Origin of the sequence: Mesorhizobium shonense (genome assembly GCF_040545255.1) — a bacterium.
GTDB lineage: Bacteria > Pseudomonadota > Alphaproteobacteria > Rhizobiales > Rhizobiaceae > Mesorhizobium > Mesorhizobium shonense.
This window is the reverse complement of sequence record NZ_JBEPLM010000005.1, coordinates 314218-338855: the sequence shown is the minus strand read 5'-3', so window position 1 is coordinate 338855 and position 24638 is coordinate 314218. Positions and strand designations below refer to the sequence as shown.

Below are 24638 nucleotides of genomic sequence, written 5' to 3'. Positions count from 1 at the left end.
CTTATGAATACCTTTGGACTGCACACTTTCGCCATCGCGCCGGTCTGGGACCTTGCCCGCATCGAGCCGCAGATGGACCGGCTGAAGGAGCACGGCATCGGCCTGATGGAGATCCCGCTGCTGCGCCCCGAGGAGATCGACACCAAGCGCACACGCGGCTTCGCCAGTCATTACGGCGTGCAGCTCATGCCGTCGCTCGGCCTGCCGCGCGCGCTCGATGTCGTCGAGCGGCCGGAGGAAGCGCTCGACTTCCTGCAGCCGGCCTTCAAGGTCTGCAACGAAGTGGGCGCCGAGGCGCTCGGCGGCGTTACCTACGGCACGATCGGCAAGACCACCGGGCGGGCGCCGACGCAAAGGGAGATCGACGGCATGTGCCGTTTCCTCGAGCGTGCGGCGAAATCCGCCAAGTCGCGCAGCCTGAAGCTCGGCATCGAGCCGTGCAATCGCTACGAGACGCATCTCATCAACCGCGGCATCGACGCGGCGCGGATCATCGAGCGCGTCGGCGCCGACAACATCTTCATCCACCTCGACACCTACCATATGCATATCGAGGAAGAGAGCTTTGCTTCCGGTTTCGAGGCGGCGGCGCCCTTCCTCGGCTATGTGCATGTGTCGGAGGCCAATCGCGGCGTGCCGGGGCGCGGCATGCTCAATTGGGCGGCCTGCATGAAGGCGATCGCCGACATTGGCTACGAGGGCGCGATCACGCTTGAAAGCATGAACCATGTCGATGTCGACATCGCCGGCGGGCTCGCCGTGTGGCGTCCGGTGGCGGAAGACCCGCGCGACGTCATAGAGGTGGGCTTGCCCTTCCTGCGCGAGGAAGCGCGCAAGGCCGGGCTGACCCTCGGATAGGTGGAGGTCTACTTGCCGGCCTGGCGCGCCAGCCAGCGGCGGTGCGCCTCCTGCTGTTCGGCAAGCTCGGCCTCGTCCCAGTAGCCGATGAGCACGCCTGAGCCGACGATCGGGTCGAAATGCCCGACCTTGTCGTCGATCTCGGTCAGCCACTCGTCTGCTACGGTGATGCGGTTGTTGGGCAGCGCCAGCCAGCGCATCAGCACCTTCCGCAGCCTCTCGATGTCGGCGGCCGCCGACGGCGCGCGGCCGAGGTCGCACAACTCGCCGGGATCGTCGCGCAGATCGAAGAGCAGCGGCGGCACGCCCTCGCCATAGACGAGCTTGAAGCGGCCGTCGGTCACCATGTAGAGCTTGCAGTCCGACACCGGCATGGCGAGCTTCAGCCGCGCCGCATCGCCGCTGTAATCGTATTCGCTGATCGCATAGTTGCGCAGGCTTTGCCGTTCGCCGGAAGTGAGCGGCAGCAGCGAGCGACCCTCGAGGATATGTGGCTTGGCCTTGCCGCCGAAATAATCGAGGAAGGTCGGCGCAAGGTCGATCATCTCGACCAGCGCGTCCGAGGTCGTTCCGCGCGTCGCATCGGCCTCGGAGCGCGGATCGTAGACGATCATCGGCACCTTCACCGCAACATCGTGGAACAGGTATTTTTCGCCGAGCCAATGGTCGCCAAGATAGTCGCCGTGGTCCGACGTAAAGGCGATCAGCGTGTTCTCGAACAGGCCGCGCTGCTCCATGAAGTCGAACAGCTGGCCGAGCTGATCGTCGATCTGCTTGATCAGGCCCATGTAGCAGGGGATGACCGTCTCGCGGACCTTGTCGCGCGAGAAGTTCTTCGAGTAGCGCTCCTGCTGGAAAGCCTCGAAAATCGGATTGGGCGAGACGCGCTCGGCCTCGCTGCGGATCGGCGGCTGGATGTCCGCCTTGCCGTATAGATCGTGATAGGGCGCCGGCACGATATAGGGCCAGTGCGGCTTGATGTAGGAAAGATGCGCGCACCAGGCCTCGCCCTTGGCTTCGGCCTCCTCGATGAAGCGCATGGCGCGGCGCGTCATGTAGGGCGTCTCGGAATGCTCGTCCGGAATGCGCGCCGGCTTGTCGGCATGGACGAGCAGCCAGCCGTTGAAATTCTCGCCGTTCTCGCCTTCGCCGGAATTCGCCCAATGCTCCCATGGGTTGGCCGCGTCGAAGCCATGCTCGCGCAGATAGGTGTCGTAGGCCGGATCGGGATCGTAGCTGGTCGAAGGATGCAGGCCGTCGTCGCGTTCGAACGGCTCGAAGCCGCATTCGGCGACGCGCACGCCGATAACCGAATCCCGGGCGATGCCAAGGCGCTCCATGCCTTCCTCGTCGGCTCTCATATGCGTCTTGCCGATTAGCGCGCAGCGCACGCCGACCTCGCGCAAGTGATCGCCCAAGGTCGGCTCGCCGACCCTCAGCGGCACGCCGTTGTGGGTCGAGCCGTGCGAGCGGACGTAGCGGCCGGTGTAGGCGCTCATGCGCGAGGGACCGCACACCGTCGACTGCACATAGGCATTGGTGAAGCGCACGCCGCGGCTGGCGAGCCTATCGATGTTCGGCGTCTGCAGGCTCTTGTGTCCGGCGCAGCTCAGATAGTCGAACCGCAGCTGGTCGCACATGATGAAAAGGACGTTGCGTTTTGAAGTCATTGCTATCCGTGGCTCTCGGACGAACGGTAATGCCAGAACGGCGAAGTGAATGAAACGCGGCCAAATATCATTTTCTTGAACCGCCAACTGGTGCAATGTCACCGTGGAGGATTGAAACCGTGCCATTCGTCAGCATAGGCGGCGTCACGCTTCACTACCGCACCTTCGAAGCGACGGGCACCGCGTGTCCGATCGTCTTCATCAATTCGCTCGGCACCGACTTCCGGATCTGGGACCACGTTGTCGCGCGGCTTGCCGGCGAAATGCCGATGCTGGTCTACGACAAGCGTGGTCACGGGCTTTCCGACAATGGCGACGGCGTGCGTTCGATCGACGATCATGTCGATGATCTGAGCGCGCTCATAGATCACTTCGGTTTCGACAAGGTGGTGATCTGCGGCCTATCGGTCGGCGGCATGGTCGCGCAGGGGCTCTATGCACGGCGGCCCGACCTCGTCGAGGGGCTGATCCTCAGCGACACCGCGCACAAAATCGGCACCGCCGAAAGCTGGAATAGCCGCATCGCGACGATCGACCGCGACGGCATCGAAGCGATTGCCGACGGTGTGCTCAAAGTGTGGTTCACGCCGGATTTCCATGCCAACCGCGCGGCCGAGCTTGCCGGCTGCCGCAACATGCTGACCAGGCAGGCGCTGCCCGGCTATATCGGCACCTGCATGGCGGTGCGTGATGCCGATTTCACCGACAGCGCGCGCCGCATCGCGGTGCCGACGCTCTGCATCGTCGGCGACCAGGACGGCTCGACGCCGCCCGATCTTGTCCGCGCGCTTGCCGACCTGATCCCCGGCGCGCGCTTCGAAGTGATCCGCGGTGCCGCACACATTCCCTGCATCGAGCAGCCCGACGCGCTTGTTAGACTGATCCGCGATTTCGTCGCCTCGTTGCCTGAGGGAAAGCACGCCCATGGATGACGACTCAAAGAACACCGCCAGATACCGGACCGGGCTCGAGGTCCGCCGCTCCGTGCTTGGCGGAGCACATGTCGACCGCGCCGAGGATGCCGCGACCGATTTCGACCGCCCGTTCCAGCAGCTGATCACCGAGGCTGCCTGGGGAACGGTGTGGGCACGCCCTGGCCTGTCGAAGCGCGAGCGCTCGATCGTGACGCTGGCGCTGCTGGCGGCGCTTGGCCATGATGAGGAGGTGGCCATGCATGTGCGCGCCACCGCCAGCACCGGCGCCTCGCGCGAGGACATCTGCGAAGCCTTCCTGCATGTCGCTATCTATGCCGGCGTGCCGGCGGCCAACCGCGCCTTCAAGATCGCCAAGGAAGTGTTTGCGCAAATGGACGGAGCCCCATGACTGAGCCCGGCTCCAACCGGACGCCGGAAACCGGCGCCTTCTTCCAGCGTGACCGCCAATGGCACCCGCCGGCCTTCACGCCGGGCTACAAAAGCTCGGTGCTGCGCTCGCCGCAAAAGGCGCTGGTCGCCTTCGACAACACGCTGTCGGAACTCGCCGGCCCGGTGTTCGGACATGCCCTGGTCGGCGAGCTCGACAACGACCTGATCCACAATTTCGCCAGGCCTGGCGAGAGCGCAATCGGCGAGCGCATCATCGTCCATGGACGGGTGCTCGACGAGCGGGGCAAGGGCGTGTCCGGCATGCTGCTGGAATTCTGGCAGGCCAATGCCGGCGGCCGCTACCGCCACAAGAAGGACGGGTATCTCGCGCCGCTCGATCCGAATTTCGGCGGCTGCGGCCGCACCATCACCGGCGAGGACGGCGGCTACGCGTTTCGCACGGTCAGGCCGGGGCCGTATCCGTGGCCAAACGGCCCGAACGACTGGCGGCCGGCGCATATCCATTTTTCGGTGTTCGGCCACGGCTTCGCGCAGCGGCTGATCACGCAGATGTATTTCGAGGGCGATCCGCTGATCTGGCGCTGCCCGATCGTCGGCGGTATTTCGAACAAGGCCGCCATCGAAGCGCTGATTGCCGCGCTCGACATGCAGTCGGCGATTCCGATGGATGCGCTCGCCTACAAGTTCGACATCGTGCTGCGCGGGCGGCGCTCGACATTGTTCGAGAACAGACCGGAGCGCAATTGATGGCACAGTCGCTCGACCGGCTGAAGGAAAGCCCTTCGCAGACCGCCGGGCCCTATGTGCATATCGGGCTGACGCCCAATTTCTGCGGCATCGGCGGCGTCTATCAGAGCGATCTCGGCTCGACCATGGTCAACGACCAGACCAAGGGCGAGCGCATCGAGCTGCGCATCCGTGTGCTCGACGGCACCGGCACGCCGCTCAAGGATGCGCTGGTCGAGATCTGGCAGGCGGATGCCGACGGGCTTTACAACTCGCCCAGCGAATTGCGCGGTGCGGCCGATCCCGATTTTTTAGGCTGGGGCCGCCAGCCGACCGACATGGAAACCGGCATCTGCCTGTTCCGGACGATCAAGCCAGGACGTGTGCCGTTCCGCGACGGCCGGCTGATGGCGCCGCATATCAGCCTGTGGATCGTGGCGCGCGGCATCAATATCGGCCTCAACACGCGACTCTATTTTGCCGACGAGGACAAGGCGAACGCCGAGGATCCGATCCTGGCCCGCATCGAGCATCGCGTTCGGGTGCCGACGCTGATCGCCGAGCGCCAGGGCGACACCTACGTCTTCGATATCCACCTGCAAGGCGAGAAGGAGACGGTCTTCTTCGACAGCTGACCGAGGCCGACATGACGGTATCGCCCTTCGACCATCCGCTGCTTTCCGGCCTGCTCGGCGACGAAGAGGCGGCGAGACATTTTTCGGTGGAAGCCGACATCGCCGCGATGCTCAGTTTCGAGCGCGGGCTGGCCGAGGCGGAGGCCGAATGCGGCGTGATTTCGCGCGAAGCCGGGGCTGCCATCGTCAAAGCGCTGGTCTCGTTCCGGCCGGATACCGCAAAGCTGCGCTCCGGCGTCGCCAAGGATGGCGTCGTGGTGCCGGAACTGGTCCGCCAACTCACGGCGGCCGTCGGCGAACCACATGGCGAATTCGTTCATTTCGGCGCGACCAGCCAGGATGTCATCGACTCCTCGCTGGTGCTGCGCCTGCGCCAGGCTGTCGAGCATATCGGCCTGCTGCTCAGCGAAAACATCGTTCGCCTTGCCAACCTTGAACAGGAGTTCGGGGGCAGGGCGCTGATGGCGATGACTCGCATGCAGCCGGCGATCCCGATCAGGGCAGGGGACCGGATCGCTTCCTGGCGCGCGCCGCTCAAGCGGCACCAGCAGCGCTTGAACGAACAATCCGGCCGGCTGTTCGTGGTGCAGTTCGGCGGCGCTGCAGGCACGCTGGAAAAACTCGGCGACAAAGCGCCGGCCGTGCGCGCGGCATTTGCCGCCAGGCTTGGCCTTGGCGACGCGCCGCAATGGCATAGCCAGCGCGACGCGCTGGCCGAGTTCGCCGGCTGGCTGTCGCTTACCACCGGCAGCCTCGGCAAGTTCGGCCAGGACATCGCGCTGATGGCGCAGGCCAGCACGGACATCAAGTTGTCCGACAGCGGCGGTTCGTCGGCCATGCCGCACAAGCAGAACCCGGTGAAGGCGGAAGCGCTGGTCGCACTCGCGCGCTTCAATGCCGTCCAACTCGCCGGCATGCACCAGGCGTTGGTGCATGAACAGGAGCGCTCCGGTGCCGCCTGGACGCTGGAGTGGCTCATCCTGCCGCAGATGGTGGTGGCGACGGCAGCCGCGCTCAGGCTTGCGGCCGAGCTTGCAGCGCAGATCGAAAGCCTCGGCCACTGATGCGCACCCAGGTCGTCATCATCGGGTCGGGACCGTCCGGCCTGCTGCTCGGCCAGTTGCTCGCCACCATCGGCATCGAGACCGTCATCCTCGAGCGGTCGAGCCGCGAGCATGTGCTTGGCCGGGTGCGCGCCGGCGTGTTGGAGCAGGGCACAGTCGACTTGCTCGGCGAGGCAGGCGCTGCTGACAGGCTTCATGCTGAAGGCCTGCCGCATGCCGGCATTTCGCTCGCCTTCGACGGACGCCTGCATCGCATCGACCTCACGGCGCTCACCGGCGGCAAGCACGTCACCGTCTACGGGCAAACCGAGGTGACGCATGATCTGATGGACAAGCGGGAGGCGGCGGGGCTCATCACCGTTTACGAAGCGGCGAGCGTCGCGCCGCATGATTTTGACGGGCGAGCGCCGTTCGTCACCTACGACAAGGATGGCGTCGGCCATCGCATTGACTGCGACGTCATCGCCGGCTGCGACGGCTATCACGGCGTCATCCGTCGATCGGTGCCGGAAGGCGCGCTGAAGACCTTCGAGCGGCACTATCCGTTCGGCTGGCTGGGCGTGCTGGCGGAGGTGCCACCGGCCGATCATGAGCTGATCTACGCCAATCACGGGCGCGGATTTGCGCTGTGCTCGATGCGGTCGCCGCGCCGCAGCCGCTACTATGTTCAGGTCCCCGCCGACGAACGCGTCGAGGCCTGGTCGGACGACCGTTTTTGGGATGAGCTTCGACGCCGCCTGCCGGCGCGGACGGCTGCGGCCGTCACCACCGGGCCGTCCTTCGAAAAATCGATCGCGCCGCTGCGCTCCTTCGTCGCCGAGCCGATGCGCTTCGGCCGGCTGTTCCTGGCCGGCGACGCCGCCCATATCGTGCCGCCGACCGGCGCCAAGGGCCTCAACCTCGCTGCCAGCGACGTGCGCTATCTCTTTGCCGGGCTTCGCGAATTCTTTTCCGACAAGTCGGAAGCCGGGCTCGACGCCTACTCAGCAAAAGCGCTGGCGCGAGTCTGGAAAGCGGCGCGCTTCTCCTGGTGGATGACGACGATCCTGCACCGCTTTCCCGAGACCGGCGAGTTCGGCCAGCGCATCCAGGAAGCCGAGCTCGACTATCTCGTGCATTCAAAGGCGGCCTCGACCGCACTAGCCGAAAACTATGTCGGCCTTCCATACTGATCGGCGGAAGCCGTCACACCCGCTCCAGCGCGATCGCAATGCCCTGGCCGACGCCGATGCACATGGTGGCTAGCGCATAGCGGCCGCCGTGTTCGCGCAGCTCGAGCCCCGCGGTGCCGGTGATGCGGGCGCCCGACATACCGAGCGGATGACCGAGCGCGATTGCACCGCCATTCGGATTGACGTGGGCGGCATCCTCGGCGATGCCGAGTTGGCGCAGCACGGCAATGCCCTGTGAGGCGAAGGCCTCGTTGAGTTCAACCACATCGAACTGATCGGGTGTCAGGCCGAGGCGGGCGCAGAGCTTCTTCGTGGCCGGCGCCGGGCCGATGCCCATGATGCGCGGGGCAACGCCGGCGACGGCACCCCCGAGGATACGGGCGATTGGCGTCAGCCCATGCTTCTTCGCCGCTGCCTCGGATGCGATGATGAGGGCGGCGGCGCCGTCATTGACGCCGGAAGCGTTGCCGGCGGTCACCGTGCCGCCCTGCCGGAACGGCGTCGGCAGTTTCGCCAGCGCCTCGATGGTCGTGCCGGCGCGGGGATGTTCATCCTTCGAAACGACGATGGCTTCGCCCTTTTTCTGCGGGATGCTTACCGGCGTGATCTCTTTCGCCAGCCGGCCATTGGCTTGCGCCGCGACCGCCTTGTCCTGGCTGCGCACGGCAAAGGCGTCCTGGTCGGCGCGGGAGATGGAAAAATCCTCGGCGACGTTCTCGCCGGTCTCCGGCATGGACTCGACGCCGTATTGCTTCTTCATCAGCGGGTTGATGAAGCGCCAGCCGATGGTGGTGTCGTATATCTCGGCGTTGCGCGAAAAGGCGGTGTCCGCTTTCGGCATGACGAAGGGCGCGCGGCTCATCGACTCCACGCCGCCGGCAATCATCAACTCCGCTTCGCCGGCCTTGATGGCGCGCGCGGCGATGGTGACGGCATCCATGCCCGAGCCGCATAGACGGTTGACGGTGGAACCCGGAATGTCCTGGGGCAGGCCGGCCAGCAGCAGCGCCATGCGCGCCACGTTTCGGTTGTCCTCGCCGGCCTGGTTGGCGCAGCCATAAATGACGTCGTCGACGGCCGACCAGTCGACGCCGGCATTACGCTCGACCAGGGCCTTGAGAGGAATGGCGCCGAGGTCGTCGGCGCGGACGGAGGACAGCGCGCCGCCGAAGCGGCCAATCGGCGTGCGGATGTAATCGCAGATGAAGGCTTCAGCCATTTATGCTGCTTTCCCTTTGGTGATCCCTTGATGCGCCGCCTTGGTGCGGGCCTGCAGGTCGCGCAATGTCTTCAGCTCGAGTTCCGTCGGCGCCGGCGTCTCGTCAAGGGCCTCGGCGAATTTTACCACCCAGCCACAGGTCGCCTGCACCTGCCCACGGGTGACGCCAGGATGCAGCGACACGACGGTGAATTCCTTGGTGATGGGATCAGGCTTCCAGATTGCGAGATCGGTGATCAAAAGCGTCGGGCCGGCGGTGCCGATGCCGAGGCGCTTGCGGTGGTCGCCGCCTTCGCCGTGGCCGAAGGAGGTGAAGAAGTCGATTGTCTCGACCATGCCGCGCTTCGACTGCACCATGGTGATGTAGACCTCTCTCGACGAGGTGGCGATTTCCGGCGCGCCGCCGCCACCGGGCAGCCGCGTCTTCGGGTGCGCATAGTCGCCAATGACGGTGGTGTTGATGTTGCCGTACTTGTCCAACTGGGCCGCACCCAGGAAGCCGATCGAGATGCGGCCGCCCTGCAGCCAGTAGCGGAACATCTCCGGCACCGCGACCGTGGTCACCGCGGTCTCGCACAATTCGCCGTCGCCGATCGACAACGGCAAAACGTCGGGTGCGGTGCCGATGGTGCCGCTTTCGTAGATCAGCGTGATGCCCGGCGCATGGGTCAGCCGCGCGACATTGCAGGCGGCCGACGGCGCGCCGATGCCGACGAAGCAGACATCGTCGTTCTTCAACGCGCGGCTGGCGGCGATCGTCATCATCTCGTTGGGCGTGAAGCCCAGATCCGGCGTGTCGCTCATGCGGCCTTCCTCAGATGCTCGACGCGGGCGGCAAAATCGTCCGCCGTGCTTTCGATGACGTTCTGCTGCATCCAGGTCTGGAACCTGTCGCGGTCGGCGGCGATCTCGTCCCATTCGAGATAGGCGGCGTTGTCGCGTTCGTAATAGCCATGAGTATAGGAAGGGTGGGAGCCGCCCGGCACGACCGCGACCGCGGCGATGGTCCAGCCCGGCAGCACGGTGAGGTTGGGGTGGAGATCGTCGAAATTGTCGACCACTTCCTCGACCGTGACCACGGCCCGCTTTGCCGCGAGCACCGCTTCCTTCTGGATGCCGATGATGCCTTCGACCAGCACATTGCCTTTGCGGTCGGCTTTCTGCGCGTGGACGAAGGTGACGTCGGGCTTGATCGCCGGAACGGCGGCAAGCTCCTCGCCGGTGAACGGACAGGTGACCGACTTGATGTTCGGATTGACCGCGGCGAGACCGGCGCCGCGGTAGCCGCGGAACACCCCGCAGGGCAGTCCGGCGGCACCCGCCTCATAGGCATTGGCCATGCCGGCGTGGCTGTGCTCCTCGACCTCGATCGCGCGCGGAAAGCCGTTCTCGATGGCGTCACGGACGCGCCTGAGCAGCCCGACGCCCGGGTTGCCGAGATAGGAGAAGACGATCTTCCTCGCCATGCCCATGCCGATCATCTGATCGTAGATCAGGTCGGGCGTCATGCGGATCAGCGTCAGGTCGCGAAAGCCCTGGCGGATCGCCTCATGCGCTGCGGCGGTCGGGATCAGATGGGTGAAGCCTTCGAAGGCGACCGTATCGCCGTCATGGAGGTTCTCCGCGACGGCCTGTTTCAGCGGCAGGAACTTGACCATCGAGCACGCTCCGAAGAAGTTCGTATTGCGAACATGTGTTATGTGGCCAAGCAGCGCGTCGAGCAATTTTTCTTTGTTTGACCGGCCACCCAAACCGCCGAAAATCGGCGCTGCCCCTCATCGCCCTGCCGGGCACTTCTTCCCGTATAGAGACGGGGAGAAGGGGCTGGCCGCGTCCTCGGCGCCAATTCTGCAACGTTTGCGATTGGCGAAACCGCCAGCGACAGCGCCTCTCCCCGTCACTATACGGGGAGGTGAGGCGTGGTCCGCGCAGCGGACGAAAGCCAACTGCTTGGCTTTTCGAACAACGAACGCCGGCAGGCAGGTGAGGGGCAGGGCCACGCTTGAAATTAACGTTAGGCGGCCGCCAGGTTCGCTCACTACGCACTCGTTGACTCCACCTACTTTATCTAATATTGAACAGGATTATACAGGTTCATTGAACAGGTATTGATATGGCTCGTCGCGCGATGCAACTCACTCCCGGCACGGGCAAGCCCGAGCAGATTGCGACGGTTTTGGAGCGTGAAATCCGCTCCGGCATGCTCGGCTTCGGCGATCGTCTGCAAAGCGAGAACGAGCTCGTCCAGCGCTTTTCCGTCAGCCGCAATACGGTCCGCAAAGGTCTGGAAGAACTGTCGAATCGCGGGCTCATCACCACCAAGGTCGGCATCGGCTCCTTCGTCACTTTCGACGGCATGCCGGTTGATGACGCGATCGGCTGGTCTCGCGCGCTTGCCAATGCGGGCGCCAATGCCGAGACCCGCACGTTGAGGCTCGAGATCATCGAGGACGCCGAGCTCGCGGCAAAACTCGGCGTCGAGAACCCGTCCTTCATTGCCGTCGACCGTGTGCGCACCAACGCCGATGATGGCCATGCCATTTCGATCGAGCGCAGCCGCCTGCCGCTGTCGCCCGAGCTCGAAGACGTGCCGTTGCGCGGCCTGCGCGAGGGCTCGCTGCACCAGACGCTGCGCGGGGCAGGGCTCGTTCCCGACCACGGCGAGGAATGGGTCGATATCGAGATGCTCAGCGCTGCCGATGCCGCCATCCTTGACTGCGCGCCGGGCACGCCGTTCCTCAGGACGCGGCGCCTGACGCGCGCCGCCGACGGCCGCGCCATCGAATTCGTCACCAGCCTGCTCAACCCGGCGCATTTCGCGCTGCATCTGGAGTTCTGAGCATGGCGGTTGACGCGCTTGACCGGGCAATGGGCGCGTTGATCGGCGGGGCGCTGGGCGACGCGCTGGGCATGCCGACGCAGCTTCTGTCGCCCGCTCGCATCGCCGAGCTCTACGGCCATATCGAGGATTTTGTCGCGCCGGCCGCCGACCATCCGGTCTCGAAAGGCCTGCCCGCCGGCGCTATTACCGACGACACCGAACAGGCGTTGCTGCTCGGCCGCATCCTGATCAGCTCCGGCGGTCGCTTCGACCATGCGCGCTGGGTCAACGCGCTGCTCGACTGGGAGCGGGACGTGAAGGCACGCGGCAGCTACGACCTGCTTGGACCGTCGACCAAGCGCGCCATCGACGCGATCAATAGCGGCGTCCCGGCGGAAGAGGCGGGGCGAAGCGGCGACACCAATGGGGCAGCGATGCGCATCGCACCCGTCGGCATCATGATACCGCCCGAGCCGCTTGACGCGCTGGTCGCTAAAGTGGCGGAAACCTGCCGGGCCACGCACAACACGTCGATTGCCATTGCCTCCGCTGCCGCGGTCGCCGCCGCGGTCAGCCTCGGTGTTTCGGGCGGCGACTGGCGCGCAGCTTCCGGCCATGCCGTCGCAGCGGCAAGGCTAGGTGCCGCGCTCGGCCATTGGGTCACCGGCGGCGACATCGCGGCGCGTATCCTATGGGCGCAGGAACTCGTCCGTGGCAAGCCGGAGAAGGAGGCGATCCGGCTGATCGTCGACCTGATCGGCACGGGCGTCGCCAGTCAGGAATCGGTTCCGGCGGCATTCGCCGTGCTGGAGGTCGCGGACGGCGATGCCTGGCGAGCGGCCGTCATCAGCGCCAATCTCGGCGGCGACACCGACACGATCGGCGCCATTGCCGCCGGCATGGCGGGCGCCTGCTCGGGTGTGTCGCGCTTGCCGCAGGATCGCATCGCAAGGCTGAAGGGTATTCACCTCGCGGAGGTTCGCACGCTGACCGACGATCTCGTGGCAGCACGCGCCGCAAAGGCTGGCTCCGGCGAGGAGGTTGCCCGATGAGCGCGCGGCTCGTCCATGTCGGCAGCGCTGTGGTCGACTATGTCTATCGCATAGACGCTCTGCCGGCACCCGGCACCGAAAAGACCGCGACAAGCTACGCCCGGGTCGCCGGCGGCGGCTTCAACATGATGGTCGCGGCGAGCCGCACCGGCATGAAGGTCGCGTTCGGCGGCCAGCTCGGTACCGGGCCGGACGGCGACTTCCTGAGGGCCGCTTTCGAAGCTGAAGGCATCGAGACGCTGACACCGCCATCGCCTTTGATGGACAGCGGCAATTGCGTCGCCATGATCAGCGGCGATGCCGAGCGCACATTCGTTTCCTGGCCGGGTGCCGAGAGCCGGCTAACGCTGGACATGATGGCACCGGTCCAAGTCGTTGCGGGCGACTGGGTTTTCACTTCCGGCTACACGCTGAGCTATCCTGGCAGCCGCGATGTGCTTGCCGACTGGATCGAGGCGCTGCCGGCCGACATTCCTTTCGTGTTCGATCCGACGCCAGTGATTGCGGACATTCCTCGGACGATTCTGGACCGGGTGCTCGCCCGCACGACCTGGCTGAGCTGCAACACGAATGAAGCCGCCGAGATAGCCGGCGCCGGTGATGCCCAGACTGTCGCGATCCGGTTGCTCGCGGAACATTGCCTCAAGGCTGAAGGCGTCGTCATCCGCGCCGGGGCGCATGGCTGCCTGGTGCGGATCGCCGACGGCGGCACGCGGGCGATCCCCGGTTTCGAGGTCTCAGCCGTCGACACCAACGGCGCCGGCGATGCGCATATCGGCGCCTTCGTCAGCGCATTGTCGCGCGGGATGCCGCCTTGCGAGGCGGCGCGCTACGCGAACGCCGGCGCGGCCCTCTCCGTCACGCGTCATGGCGGTTCTTCGGCGCCGACGGATGCAGAGATCCAGGAATTCCTGAGCCATCGCGATCAAGAAACGACCGCGCATGGCCGGGAGGACGCGACTGCAACTTAACAAGCCCGTCAATCGGGCAAAACAATGAGAGGAAGAAAACATGCGCATGCCCAGACTGACCGCTTTTCTGACGGCGACCGCCGTTTTCGTTTCGGCCCTGGCCGCCCAAGCCGCCGAAGAAGTGCATGTCCTCAACTGGAAGGGCTACGGCGCCGACGAGCCGTGGGCGGTCGCCAATTTCGAGAAGGCGACCGGTTTCAAGGTCGTCAACGACTTCTTCAACTCAGAGCAGGAGATGCTGACCAAGCTGAGGACAAACCCGGGCCTCTACGACGTCGTCATGATCAACGCCGCCTTCAACGACCAGGCGATGGCCGGCAAGCTGATCCAGCCGATCGACACGCCGAAGCTCTCCAACTATGCCGATATCGCCAAGGACAAGGCCGGCTCGCCGATGCTGAACCATGACGGCAAGGTCTATGGCGTGCCGTGGGTCTGGGGCCTGACCGCTCTTGCCATCAACGAAAAATCCTTCGATAAGCCGCCGACCAGCATCGCCGAGATGTGGGATCCGGCGCATAAGGGCCGCGTCATCATCCGCGACGACGCCGTCGAGGCGGTGCAGTTCGGGGCCATCGCCAGCGGCCAGAACATCAACGACATCAAGGATATGGACGCGGTCAAGGCGAAGCTCACCTCGCTGATGCCGCAGATCAAGACCTTCTGGAGCTCGGAGAACGACTGGAACCAGATGGTCGCCTCCAACCAGATCGACATCGGCACCTATTGGAGCGGCTCGGCCGACCGCGCCAAGACGCATTTCAAGCTGCCGGTCTCGCTGGTCATCCCGCAGGAAGGCGCGGTCGCCTGGCTTGACGCCTTCTCGATCCCCGTCGGCTCCAAGAACGTCGCCGGCGCCGAGGCCTTCATCAACTACATGATCGACCCAAAATTCTACGTCGAATGGGTCACCAAGGTCGGCGCGCCGGTCTCGGCCAACACCAAAGCGGTCGAGGCGCTGCCCGAGGACGCCTTCAACCGTAAGGTCATGGGCAGCCCCGAGGTCGCCAAGCGCATCCAGTTCCAGGCGCCGGTCACCGATGAGCAGCGCGAGAAGTACCTGGCGCTCTGGCAGGAGCTGAAGGTCAACGTGAAGTAACCGGCGTCTTTCGGGGAGGAGAGGCAAGATGGCTGACCAGCTTGCGACCGGTTCGCGCCGCGGACTGCGGCCGGCCCTGCCGCTTCTCCTTCCCGCCTATCTGTGGCTGACAGTGGCGATCTTCCTGCCGCTCTCGGCCATGGTGTTCTTCTCCTTCATGACCGACCTGCCGCTCGCCGGGAAGGAATGGGCGTTCACGCTCGGCAATTACGCGGCCTTCTTCTCGCAGAGCCTCTATTCCACACTGCTGTTCGCTTCGCTGCGGCTTGGCCTCGAGGTCACGCTGTGGTGCATCGTCATCGGTTATCCCGCGGCCTATGTACTGGCAAAGGTGCTGAAAGGGCGCAGCCGCGAGGCGATCTTCCTGCTCGTCATCCTGCCGTTCTGGTCGAACGGACTGGTGCGCATCTTCTCGTGGGCGATGGTGCTGCGCGAAGGCGGCATCCTCGACACGACGCTCAACGCCGTGCTGCCGTTCAAGATCAACATCGATCTGATGTATTCCTATCCGGCCGTCATCATCGGCCTGGTGCATTCCTATGTGCCCTACATGGTGCTGACCTGCTATCTGACGCTGCAGGCGATCGACGACTCGCTGATCGAGGCCGGGCGCTCGCTCGGGGCCTCGCGGCTGCAGGTGCTCAAGCGGGTGATCATCCCGCTGTCGATGCCGGGCCTGATCGCGGGCGCCGCGCTGATCTTCGTGCCGGTGGTCGGCTCCTTCATGGAGCCGCGCATCCTCGGCGGCCGCACCGGTACCTTCTACGGCACCATCATCGAGGATCAGTTCGTCGCCGTCTTCAACTGGCCGCTGGGCGCTGCACTCTCCTTCATCCTGCTCGCCGTCGTGCTGGTTATCCTGGCGCTGGCGGCACCGGTGCTGCGGAGGGCCGCCTGATGGCGACGACGCGCGTCCTCGAATGGCTCGGGCGCTTCTACATCGTCCTGCTGCTTGCCTTCCTTTATCTGCCGATCATCATCATGGCGCTGATGTCGTTCAACGCCTCGCCTTTCTATCAGTTGCCGCTTGAATGGACGACGGACTGGTATGCCTCGCTCTGGCAGAACGACCAGCTGATCGCGGCGACCTGGAACAGCATCGAGATCGCCGTCATCACCACCATCATCTCAACGGTGCTTGGTTCGATGGCATCGCTGGCGCTCTACCGCTACGAGTTTCGTGGCAAAAAAATCCTGCAGGCGTTGCTCTTTCCGCCGATCGCCATTCCCTGGCTGATCACCGGCACGGCGATGCTGATCTTCTTCTTCGGCATCGGTATCGGCCGCGGGCTGGTCGCCATCCTGCTCGGCCATGTCGCGCTGGCGCTGCCCTACGTCATCGTCGTCGTTTCGGCCCGGCTGCAGACCTTCGCCCCGGAGCTCGAGGAGGCGGCGCGCTCGCTCGGCGCCAATCAGTGGCAGGTGACTGCGCGCGTCACCTTGCCCTGGATCATGCCCGGCGTGATTGCCGGTGGGCTGTTTGCCTTCGCCGTGTCTTTCGACCAGTTCGTGGTTTCCTACTTCTTGTCGACGCCCGGCCAGACGACGCTGCCGGTCGAAATCTACGCCGCTATCCGCAAGGGCTTCACGCCCGAGATCAACGCGGTGTCGACGATCATCATCGTCGTGTCGATGGCCCTGATGCTGCTCACGGCGCGCTTCTTCAAATTCGGCGGAGAGAAATAATGGCAGGCGTCCAGGTAGCGAACGTCTCCCGCAGTTTTGGCGCGCACAAGGCGCTCGACGACGTCTCGATCGATTTTCCGGACGGCGGCTTCTATGCGCTGCTCGGACCGTCGGGCAGCGGCAAGACCACACTGCTGCGCCAGATCGCCGGCTTCGATTTTCCGGACTCGGGCCGCATCGCCATCGGCGGCGAAAGCGTCGAGCGCGTGCCGGTGGAGAAGCGGCGCATCGGTATGGTGTTCCAGAACTATGCGCTGTTTCCCAATATGAGCGTGGCCGACAATATCGCCTTCGGCCTGTCGGTGCGCGGCGAGCCGAGGGCGACGATCACGGCCGAGGTGCAGCGCGCGCTCGACCTCGTGCAGCTCGGCAAGCTGGGTGGCCGCCGGCCGCACCAGCTTTCCGGCGGCCAGCGCCAGCGCGTGGCGCTCGCGCGGGCCATCGTCACTAAGCCGCGCGTGCTCCTCCTCGACGAGCCGCTCGGCGCGCTCGACAAGGCGCTTCGCGTCGACATGCAGATCGAGCTGAAGCGCATCCAGCGCGAGATCGGCATCACCACCATCTTCGTCACCCACGACCAGGAAGAGGCGCTGACGATGAGCGACCGCATCGGCATATTGCGCGACGGCAGGCTGGTGCAGGAGGGACCGCCGGAAGAAATCTACGACAGGCCGCAAAGCGAGTTCGCCGCGACTTTTCTTGGCGACGCCAACATCTTTCGCGGCGACGCGATTGGTGGCGGGATCAAGCTTCCGGACGGCACGACGATCAGCGCTTCCTCGGGTGCATCGGTGCCAGCCGGCGCCAAGGCGAGCTGCGCCGTGCGCCCGGAGCGCATCCAGATTTCGACGGGCGCGGGAAAGCCGGGTTCGGGCAACGCGAACATGCTTAAGGGGCAGGTCTCAAAACGCATCTTCGCCGGCAACAACAGCACGTACTTCGTCGATCGCGAGGGTCAGACGCTGAAGGTGGTCGTCCAGAACACCGGCGCAGAAAGGCTGTCCGAAGGTCAGCCAGTTGTGCTCAGTTGGTCGCCAGAGAGCACTGTGCTGATCGCGGCCTGAGACTGCCGATCTTCTGGGCCTGGTTGGGATCGCTCAAATTTCCGGAATGCTCTCCCGAAAAATCACCTGAAGCCGCGGCTGGTGTAGCTCGTAAGGCAATCCCCTGACGGCGTGGGACAGGATGTTGAGCGCCTCGCGCGCTTCGACGCGCGGGTTCTGGTCGATCACCGCATCGAGCGTGCCGTCGAGCAGAAGCTCCTTGGTGCCGTCGGTCACCTCATGGCCGAGGAAGAGGATCTCCTTCGCGCGTCCGCGCTCCTTGAGCGCGCGCGCGATGCCCGTATTGCCGGCGCCGACATTGTAGATGGCGGCGAGGTCGGGATGGCGCTCGAGCAAAGCCGAGGCCTCCGAATAGGCCTTCTCGCGATCGTCCAGCATTTCGCGCATCTCGACGATTTCGAGGTTGGGGGATTCCTCCGCGAGGATATGGCGAAAACCCATCTCGCGCTCCTCATGGCCGCGATAGGCGAGCGAACCCGCGAACAGCGCGACCTTGCCTGGACGGTGGGCGCCGATGAAGCGGTTGAGCAGGTAGCCGGCCAGCCGCCCGGCGGCGCGGTTGTCGATGCCGATATAGGCGACCCTTGGCACATGCAGGATGTCGGAGGCAATGGTGACCACCTTGACGTCGCTGGCCGACAGCGAGCGGATCGCCTCGCGCACCGTCGGGTGGTCGAGCGCGATCACGCCGACCCCTTGCGTCTGGCCGTGCAAATCCTGCAGCAGGCGGGCAAGCCGGTCGGGATTGAAACCTTCGATCGTCGTCACGCGTACGTCGAGATCGGGCCGCGTCTGCGCCTGGGCCTCGATGTGGCGATGCAGCAGCTTGATGAAGCTGTTGGTGCCGGCGGGCAGCGCGAAGTCGAGCCTTATTGTCTGACCCGGCACGGCTCGTTGCTGCGCCCCGTTCGGGGTCTCGGCAATGTAGCCAAGGCGCTGCGCCATTTCGATGACGATCTCGCGCGTGCGCGCCCGCACACCGGGACGGTTGTTGAGCACACGGTCGACCGTGGCGGGAGAAACGCCGGCTTCCCGGGCTATGTCTGTCAGGGTTGACCGCACGTCGAGCACCTCATCGCAAGCATCAAAATCACGCAGCTGCCAATCCGTTCCGGAAAACCGCTCAGCCGCAGCCGCGATTCTGATGTGAAATGATGTAACCGGCCTTGGCCCGCACGCAAGCCGACGCGTTACACAAGACAGCGAAGGCCCGGCAAAGCCGGCCGGATCGGCGCAAGAATCCCTCAAAACCACGCAATGGGTGCGATGTGACTGGCTCGGCGAACTGCATTCTCTCCCTCATTTGCGATCTTATGACGTGTTTTGAGTATTTATGATGTTGACAGGCTCGATATGGTTCCGTCAATATCCCTCATAAGGGCCATGGAGGAACAGGCCCTTGAGGGAGGAGTTCCAATGACTGATTTGATCCGCGTCTCGCGGCGCCGTCTTTTGGCGTCCGGAGGAAAGGCGGCTGTGTTTGTCGCCGCGACTGGAATCGCGCCGCAATTCATTCGTCCCGGCCGCGCCCTGGCGGCCGATGCACTGGCGCCAGGCATGATCGGCGGGCCGACAGGCTTCGACGGCGCCGAGCGCTACCAGTATGGGCCAGATACGCCGGAAGGGCGCGCCATCGAGGCGATCAAGGCGATGAAGGGCGCCGGCAAGGCGCCGGCCAAGATCGTGCTCGGCCTCTCGGACGGCTCGATCGGCCAGCTGACGCAGCCGTTCCCCGCAGGAGCGCCGTCGATCAAGGATCTGTGGGAAAAGGAAACCGGCATTCCGCTCGAAATCGTCGGTGTGCCGAACGGCCAGGAATTCACCAAGACGATGCAGGACATCTCCACCAAGGGTGGGGCCTATGACATCTATGCGGTGGAATGGAACCGCCTCGGCGACCTCGCCGAAACCGGCGGGATCATCAAGCTCGACGACTTCGTCGCCCAGCACAAGCCGGAATGGGACGATCCGGAGCGCGGTTACGTCAACGGCGCCAAGGGCGTATCGCTGCTCAACCAGTATCGCGGCTCGACCTATGGCGTGTCGCTCGACGGCGACTTCCAGACCTGGGTCTACCGTACCGACCTGTTCGGCGACGGGGCCGAGAAGAAGGCCTTCAAGGATAAGTACGGCTACGATCTCGCGCCGCCCAGGACCTGGAAGCAGCATGGCGACATCGCCGCCTTCTTCCATCGCCCGGACAAGGGCCTGTTCGGCTCGACCGACCTGCGCAACCAGGGCTGGGGCTACACCAACTGGTACCAGCGCTACGTCTCGATGGCTTCGCCCAACCAATACCTGTTCGATGACGCAGGCAAGCCGCTGATCAATTCCGAGCAGGGCATCGCGGCGACGAAGGAATACGTCGATTCGCTGGCGCATCATTCACCGGACGCGATCTCGTGGGGCTGGCCGGAGCAGTATGGCAACTTCGCCAAGGGCGGCGCGGCGATGACCTGCGCCTTCTCCAACCTGCCGAAATTCCTCGACAATGCCGGCAACAAGGATTCCGCCGTCACCGGCAAGATCGGCTCGATGCTGCCGCCCGGCCGCGAGATCGACGGCAAGCTGGTCAGCCGCTCGGTGCTGTGGCTCAACCTGTCGGCTTCGGTCTCGGCGCAGTCCAAGAATCCGGAAGCCTGCTATCTCTTCCTGCAGTGGCTGGGATCGAGCCGCATCTATGCCTGGATGACGGCCAACCCGGGCGGCTATTTCGATCCGTTCCGCCTCTCGGACTTCTCCGATCCGCTGGTCCGCCAAACCTATCACGCCTACCACATGGACGTGGTGCGCGAGACGGTGGCGCGCACGGTCCCGACCATCAACTATCCAGGTGCTACGGCCTTCCACAATGCGCTCGACGAGAATCTCGTCGCCGCGCTGACCAAGGCCAAGACGCCCGAGCAGGCCATGGCCGATACCCAGGCCGAGTGGAAGAAGATCGCGCGGCGCACCGGTGAGGACAAACTGCTCGAAGCCATCAAGACCAACAAGGAGGCCTGGCCTACGGTTCTCGACTCGATCGCCTGATCCGTCTCCCTGGATCAGAAAAGGAGGGGAGGGGCACTGTTCCTCCCCTTCGAAACAACGCCACCAGCAAAGCAGCCAGATGAAGCGTTCCGTTCCTTTCGAGACATTCCGCTACGCCGCGATCTTCGTGGCGATCGCGGTGACGCTGGTGCCGATCCTGTGGATGGCGTCGATGGCCTTCAAGCCGATCGGCGAATGGTCGGCCACAGGTGCCGACCTGACCTGGTGGCCGAAGCACCCGACGCTTGCCAATTTCCAGTTCGTATTCGGCGAATCCACCAATAGCCTGATCGTGGCGCTCGACCGCACGGCGCTGAAGCCGATCCTGTCGTCGCTGCTCTCGGCGGTGTTCGGGACCGCGATCGCCATGTCGGCGGGCGCCGCGGCCGCTTACGGCCTGTCGCGTTTCGGCTCCGGCCAGAACCTGCCGCTGGCGCTGATCCAGCTCAGGCTGTTTCCGCCGATGGCCGTCATGATTCCCGTGATGATCATGTGGTCGTTTCTCAACTTCACCGACAGCTGGTGGGGCCTGGCGTTGATCTACGGCATCGTGACGCTGCCCTTCGCCTTCTGGCTGATGAAGACCTTCTTCGACGACATGCCGCGCGAGATCGAGGAGGCAGCGCTCGTCGAGGGCTGCTCGCGGCTGCGCGTCTTCACCCGCATCACGCTGCCGATGATGCGCGCACCGCTGGCAAGTGCTGCGCTCTTCGTCTTCATCCTCAACTGGTCGGACTATCTGATCGCGCTGCTTCTGACGACGCGCGAATGGGTGACGATCCCCGTCTACATGGCGTCGCTGTCGTCTTCGATGACCGGACAGCTCTATGGCGCCAAGGCGGCGCTCGGCCTGATCGCGGCGGTGCCGCCGGTCATCATGGGCATCGCCATCCAGCGCCATCTGGTGCGCGGCCTGACCTTCGGAGCGCTCAAGCAATGAGCGCGGTGATCGCTACGATTTCGGAGGACGAGATGGCCGCGCGGACAAAGCCCGCCACGCCCGACGAGGGCGCGCGGCTTGGCTTCCGGCTGACCCTCCCGGCGCAGATCCTGGTGCTGTTCATCTCGGCCTTCCCGCTCCTGATGCAGCTCTACATCAGCGTCACCGACTGGTCGCCGCTTTCCGGCATCGGCTGGTGGAACGCCTGGGAGATGTGGAACAGCTTTGCCAACTACACCGACCTTGCGGCCGACACCCGGTTCTGGAGCGCCTTGCAGCGCACGGCGATCGTCATGGTCGTCTGCGTGCCGGCGGAGTTCCTGCTGGGCCTGGCGCTGGCGACGCTGTTTGCCGACGACTTTCCGGGCAAGCGCATCTTCTATTCGATCCTCTTGATGCCGATGATGGTGGTGCCGGCGGTCGCCGGCTATATGTTCTTCATGCTGTTCCAGTCGGGCGGACCGGTGAACGACATCCTGTCGAAGATCGTCGGAACGCCCGTCACTATCGCCTGGCTTTCCGATCCGACGCTGGCGCTGATCGCGGTGATGATCGCCGACATCTGGCAGTGGACGCCGTTGATGTTCCTCATCCTGCTTGCCGGCCTTGTCGGCGTGCCGGAGGACCAGATGAAGGCGGCGACGCTGCTCGGCGCCAATCCGTGGCAGCGCTTCGTCACCATCGTGCTGCCGAAGATGAAGACGATCATCATCATCGCGCTGGCGATCCGGGTGATCGAGAACTTCAAGATCTTCGACACGCTCTACATCATGACCGGCGGCGGCCCCGGCGTCGCCACCGAGACGATCTCCGTCTACATCTACAAGGTTACCACCCAGGATCTGATCTGGGGCTATGTGGCGGCCATCGCTCTGGCCATCCTGGTCGTGCTCTCGATCGTCGCGGTCTATGCCATGAAGCGCATGGCGAAGGCCCGGGAGTTGGCGGCATGAGCGCGATCCACCTCAAGAACCTGGTCAAGAAATTCGGCGACTTCACCGCGCTGAAGACGATGGATCTCGAGATCGCCGACGGCGAGTTCATGGCGCTGCTTGGGCCTTCCGGCTGCGGCAAGTCGACGACGATGAACATGATCGCCGGCATGGAAGAGCCGACCAGCGGAAAAATCCTGTTCGGCGAGCGCGACATGGCCGGTGTGCCGATGGGGCGGCGCGGCGTCGGCTTCGTCTTCCAGAACTACGCTATTTTCACCCATATGACGGTGCGGCAGAACCTCGCTTACGGGCCGAAGATGCGCGGCGCCGCCAAGGTCGAGATCGACCGCCGCGTCGGCGCCATCGCCGAGATGCTGCAGCTTTCGCCGCTGCTCGACCGCAAGGCGGACCGGCTCTCCGTCAACATCCTGCAGCGCGTCGCGATTGGCCGCTCGGCGATCATGGAGCCGGCGATCTTCCTGCTCGACGAGCCGCTGTCCAATGTCGACGCGGCCTTCCGCGCGGTGATGCGCACCGAACTCAAGCAGCTGCAGCGCCAGTTCAAGCAGACCATGGTCTATGTCACGCACGACCAGCTTGAAGCCATGACCATGGCCGACCGTATCGCCGTGATGGACCATGGCGTGCTGCAGCAGGTCGGCACGCCGCTCGAGGTCTACAACAATCCGGCCAACGTCTTCGTCGCCCGCTTCATCGGCGCGCCGGGCATGAACCTCATCAAGGGCGGGCCGGCGGAAAGCGATCGCGGGCTGGTGATCGATCTCGGGCCGCTCGGCGTCACGCCGCCCTTGCCCGACGAGCTCGCTCCGGCGGTGCGCGCGGTGCGCGGAGAGGTGCTCTACGGCTTCCGGCCGGAGCAGGTGACGCTTGCCGAGCGCGGGCTGTCGATGCCGGTGACATTCGTCGAGCGGATCGGCGCGCGCACCATCGTGCATCTGGGCGAGGGCGAGAGCGCCGTGAAGGCGGTGTTCGAGAACGATGTCGGGCTCTCGATCGGGCAGGCGGCGGTCGTCGCGCCGCCGGCCTCGTCGGTGCGCGTCTTCGACGCCGCTACGGGTCGCGCCATCAAGGTCGGGGGTTGAGATGCTCATGCAAGTACCCCCAGGTCTGCGCCGCCCCTCACCCTTACCCTCTCCCCGTGAAGAACGGGGAGAGGGGGTCGCCGGCGTTGCGGCCAGCTCCCTTCTCCCCGTCACTATACGGGGAGAAGGTGCCGGTAGGCGGATGTGGGGCGGCGCCAAGGCCGGCAGGCTGATCGAAATCTGCGGAGCGCACTAGCATGGCCGATATCGTTTTCCGCAATGTCACGAAACGCTACGGCACGACGCTCGCCGTCGACGACGCCTCGTTCACCGTCAACGACAACGAGTTCTTCTGCTTCTTCGGCCCGCCGCTGTCGGGCAAGTCGACCATCCTGCGCCTGGTGCTCGGGTTGGAAGTGCCGGACGAGGGCGAGATCCTGATCGGCGGCAAGCCGGTCAACAGCGTCTCGCCGGCGAAACGCAACGTCGCCATGGTGTTCCAGAACCTCGCGCTGTTCCCACATATGAGCGCGCGCGACAATGTCCGCTTCCCGCTGGTCGAGCGGAAGGTTGCGGAGGCTGAGATCGACAAGCGCCTCGCCGACGTCGCCGCCAAGCTGCATATCGGCCATATCCTGCACAAGCCGCCGGCGCAGCTCTCCGGCGGCGAGCGGCAGCGCGTGGCGATCGCACGCGCCCTGGTGCGCGATCCGGCCGCCTATCTGATGGACGATCCGATCTCGGCGCTCGATGCGCGGCTGCGCGAGGAGACGCGCGTCGAGCTGAAGCGCATCCAGCGCGAGCTCGGCAAGACGCTGATCTATGTCACGCACGACCAGGAAGAGGCGATGTCGGTCGCCGACCGGATGGCCATCCTGGAGAACGGCCGCATCAGGCAGATCGGCGCACCGGCCGAGATCTACGATCGTCCGGCAAGCGCCTATGTGGCGCGCATGCTCGGCTCGCCGGTGATGAACATCCTGCCGTCGGTGCACGAGGCCGAGGGTGTCGAGGCGGCCGATGGCGCAATCCGCATCGCCGATGCCAAGGCCCCGGCCGAGGCGATCGAGATCGGACTGCGGCCCGAAGACATCAAGGTCCGGCCTTGGACGGACAAAGAGACGGCGGACGGGGGCAAGGGCCGCCCGGCGCGAGTGTTCGAGGTCGAGCCGCTCGGCGGCTACACCGTGGTGACACTTGCCGCCGGGCAGGCGCGGGTGAGGGCACTGCTGCGCGGTCAGCCCGACATCAGGCCCGACGCAATGGTGGCGATATCCTGCGAGCCGGCCCGCGTGCATTATTTCGGCCGGGACGGAGGCGCGTTGTGA

Annotated in this window: 24 protein-coding genes; 19 read left to right on the top strand and 5 right to left on the bottom strand. The window is 64.9% G+C overall.

Annotation, left to right across the window (positions count from 1 at the left end; translation table 11 throughout):
• The first annotated feature begins 3 nt into the window (after nucleotides 1–3).
• Nucleotides 4–858 (top strand): sugar phosphate isomerase/epimerase family protein, encoded by an 855-nt coding sequence (locus ABID26_RS16295; RefSeq protein WP_292298358.1) that lies wholly within the window; start codon nucleotides 4–6, stop codon nucleotides 856–858.
• A gap of 8 nt (nucleotides 859–866) precedes the next feature.
• On the opposite strand, the gene ABID26_RS16290 is transcribed toward ABID26_RS16295, so the two are convergent.
• On the bottom strand, nucleotides 867–2528 hold the full coding sequence (locus ABID26_RS16290) for a sulfatase-like hydrolase/transferase (protein ID WP_292298359.1): 1662 nt from the start codon (nucleotides 2526–2528) through the stop codon (nucleotides 867–869).
• 119 nt (nucleotides 2529–2647) lie between these two features.
• Here ABID26_RS16290 and pcaD point away from each other — a divergent pair, with 119 nt between their 5' ends.
• The 6 genes from pcaD to pobA are packed head-to-tail and all read left to right on the top strand — an operon-like array spanning nucleotide 2648 to nucleotide 7450.
• Nucleotides 2648–3460, top strand: a complete 813-nt coding sequence (pcaD, locus tag ABID26_RS16285) for a 3-oxoadipate enol-lactonase (protein WP_292298361.1) — start codon at nucleotides 2648–2650, stop codon at nucleotides 3458–3460.
• Nucleotides 3453–3851, top strand: coding sequence for a 4-carboxymuconolactone decarboxylase (gene pcaC, locus ABID26_RS16280; RefSeq protein ID WP_292298364.1), 399 nt, complete (start codon nucleotides 3453–3455; stop codon nucleotides 3849–3851). The genes pcaD and pcaC overlap by 8 nt, the downstream gene beginning before the upstream one ends.
• Nucleotides 3848–4600: a protocatechuate 3,4-dioxygenase subunit beta gene (gene pcaH / locus ABID26_RS16275; protein WP_292298366.1), complete on the top strand. Its 753-nt coding sequence runs from the start codon at nucleotides 3848–3850 to the stop codon at nucleotides 4598–4600. The genes pcaC and pcaH overlap by 4 nt, the downstream gene beginning before the upstream one ends.
• Nucleotides 4600–5214, top strand: coding sequence for a protocatechuate 3,4-dioxygenase subunit alpha (gene pcaG / locus ABID26_RS16270; protein WP_292298368.1), 615 nt, complete (start codon nucleotides 4600–4602; stop codon nucleotides 5212–5214). The genes pcaH and pcaG overlap by 1 nt, the downstream gene beginning before the upstream one ends.
• 11 nt (nucleotides 5215–5225) lie before the next feature.
• On the top strand, nucleotides 5226–6278 hold the full coding sequence (locus ABID26_RS16265; protein WP_292298369.1) for a 3-carboxy-cis,cis-muconate cycloisomerase: 1053 nt from the start codon (nucleotides 5226–5228) through the stop codon (nucleotides 6276–6278).
• Nucleotides 6278–7450 carry a 4-hydroxybenzoate 3-monooxygenase gene (gene pobA / locus ABID26_RS16260; RefSeq protein ID WP_354415966.1) on the top strand — a complete coding sequence of 391 codons (1173 nt, stop codon included), beginning with the start codon at nucleotides 6278–6280 and terminating at the stop codon, nucleotides 7448–7450. The genes ABID26_RS16265 and pobA overlap by 1 nt, the downstream gene beginning before the upstream one ends.
• Nucleotides 7451–7463: 13 nt before the next feature.
• Here pobA and pcaF read toward each other — a convergent pair whose 3' ends face one another.
• Genes pcaF through ABID26_RS16245 form a run of 3 tightly spaced genes read right to left on the bottom strand, consistent with a single transcriptional unit; the run spans nucleotide 7464 to nucleotide 10327 of the window.
• The gene (gene pcaF / locus ABID26_RS16255) at nucleotides 7464–8669 is read right to left on the bottom strand and encodes a 3-oxoadipyl-CoA thiolase (protein WP_354415965.1); all 1206 of its coding nucleotides are present in this window, start codon (nucleotides 8667–8669) and stop codon (nucleotides 7464–7466) included.
• Nucleotides 8670–9473, bottom strand: coding sequence for a CoA-transferase subunit beta (locus ABID26_RS16250; RefSeq protein WP_292298374.1), 804 nt, complete (start codon nucleotides 9471–9473; stop codon nucleotides 8670–8672).
• Nucleotides 9470–10327 (bottom strand): CoA transferase subunit A, encoded by an 858-nt coding sequence (locus ABID26_RS16245; RefSeq protein WP_292298376.1) that lies wholly within the window; start codon nucleotides 10325–10327, stop codon nucleotides 9470–9472. Before ABID26_RS16245 ends, ABID26_RS16250 begins: the two co-directional genes overlap by 4 nt.
• A gap of 455 nt (nucleotides 10328–10782) precedes the next feature.
• Here ABID26_RS16245 and ABID26_RS16240 point away from each other — a divergent pair, with 455 nt between their 5' ends.
• From ABID26_RS16240 to ABID26_RS16210, 7 genes are read left to right on the top strand one after another with little or no spacing between them, the layout of a single operon-like run.
• Nucleotides 10783–11508: a GntR family transcriptional regulator gene (locus ABID26_RS16240; RefSeq protein ID WP_126099128.1), complete on the top strand. Its 726-nt coding sequence runs from the start codon at nucleotides 10783–10785 to the stop codon at nucleotides 11506–11508.
• Nucleotides 11509–11510: 2 nt separating this feature from the next.
• Nucleotides 11511–12542, top strand: a complete 1032-nt coding sequence (locus tag ABID26_RS16235; RefSeq protein WP_292344668.1) for an ADP-ribosylglycohydrolase family protein — start codon at nucleotides 11511–11513, stop codon at nucleotides 12540–12542.
• Nucleotides 12539–13513 carry a PfkB family carbohydrate kinase gene (locus tag ABID26_RS16230; RefSeq protein ID WP_292344667.1) on the top strand — a complete coding sequence of 325 codons (975 nt, stop codon included), beginning with the start codon at nucleotides 12539–12541 and terminating at the stop codon, nucleotides 13511–13513. Before ABID26_RS16235 ends, ABID26_RS16230 begins: the two co-directional genes overlap by 4 nt.
• A gap of 40 nt (nucleotides 13514–13553) precedes the next feature.
• Nucleotides 13554–14612 (top strand): ABC transporter substrate-binding protein, encoded by a 1059-nt coding sequence (locus tag ABID26_RS16225; RefSeq protein ID WP_292304605.1) that lies wholly within the window; start codon nucleotides 13554–13556, stop codon nucleotides 14610–14612.
• A gap of 28 nt (nucleotides 14613–14640) precedes the next feature.
• On the top strand, nucleotides 14641–15510 hold the full coding sequence (locus ABID26_RS16220; RefSeq protein ID WP_354415964.1) for an ABC transporter permease: 870 nt from the start codon (nucleotides 14641–14643) through the stop codon (nucleotides 15508–15510).
• A complete protein-coding gene (locus ABID26_RS16215; protein WP_354415963.1) occupies nucleotides 15510–16298 on the top strand; it encodes an ABC transporter permease in 789 nt (262 codons plus the stop codon). Before ABID26_RS16220 ends, ABID26_RS16215 begins: the two co-directional genes overlap by 1 nt.
• Nucleotides 16298–17362 carry an ABC transporter ATP-binding protein gene (locus tag ABID26_RS16210; protein ID WP_292338332.1) on the top strand — a complete coding sequence of 355 codons (1065 nt, stop codon included), beginning with the start codon at nucleotides 16298–16300 and terminating at the stop codon, nucleotides 17360–17362. Before ABID26_RS16215 ends, ABID26_RS16210 begins: the two co-directional genes overlap by 1 nt.
• 33 nt (nucleotides 17363–17395) lie before the next feature.
• On the opposite strand, the gene ABID26_RS16205 is transcribed toward ABID26_RS16210, so the two are convergent.
• Nucleotides 17396–18424 carry a LacI family DNA-binding transcriptional regulator gene (locus ABID26_RS16205; RefSeq protein ID WP_354415962.1) on the bottom strand — a complete coding sequence of 343 codons (1029 nt, stop codon included), beginning with the start codon at nucleotides 18422–18424 and terminating at the stop codon, nucleotides 17396–17398.
• Nucleotides 18425–18778: 354 nt separating this feature from the next.
• Here ABID26_RS16205 and ABID26_RS16200 point away from each other — a divergent pair, with 354 nt between their 5' ends.
• The 5 genes from ABID26_RS16200 to ABID26_RS16180 all read left to right on the top strand — a co-directional run bounded on the left by ABID26_RS16200 (nucleotide 18779) and on the right by ABID26_RS16180 (nucleotide 24638).
• Nucleotides 18779–20392 carry an extracellular solute-binding protein gene (locus ABID26_RS16200; protein ID WP_354415961.1) on the top strand — a complete coding sequence of 538 codons (1614 nt, stop codon included), beginning with the start codon at nucleotides 18779–18781 and terminating at the stop codon, nucleotides 20390–20392.
• 79 nt (nucleotides 20393–20471) lie between these two features.
• Complete coding sequence (locus ABID26_RS16195) at nucleotides 20472–21332, top strand: carbohydrate ABC transporter permease (protein WP_354415960.1); 861 nt, start codon at nucleotides 20472–20474, stop codon at nucleotides 21330–21332.
• A complete protein-coding gene (locus tag ABID26_RS16190; protein ID WP_354415959.1) occupies nucleotides 21329–22285 on the top strand; it encodes a carbohydrate ABC transporter permease in 957 nt (318 codons plus the stop codon). The genes ABID26_RS16195 and ABID26_RS16190 overlap by 4 nt, the downstream gene beginning before the upstream one ends.
• Entirely contained in the window at nucleotides 22282–23370 is a 1089-nt protein-coding gene (locus ABID26_RS16185) for an ABC transporter ATP-binding protein (protein WP_354415958.1), read from the top strand. Before ABID26_RS16190 ends, ABID26_RS16185 begins: the two co-directional genes overlap by 4 nt.
• Nucleotides 23371–23567: 197 nt before the next feature.
• A complete protein-coding gene (locus ABID26_RS16180) occupies nucleotides 23568–24638 on the top strand; it encodes an ABC transporter ATP-binding protein (RefSeq protein ID WP_354415957.1) in 1071 nt (356 codons plus the stop codon).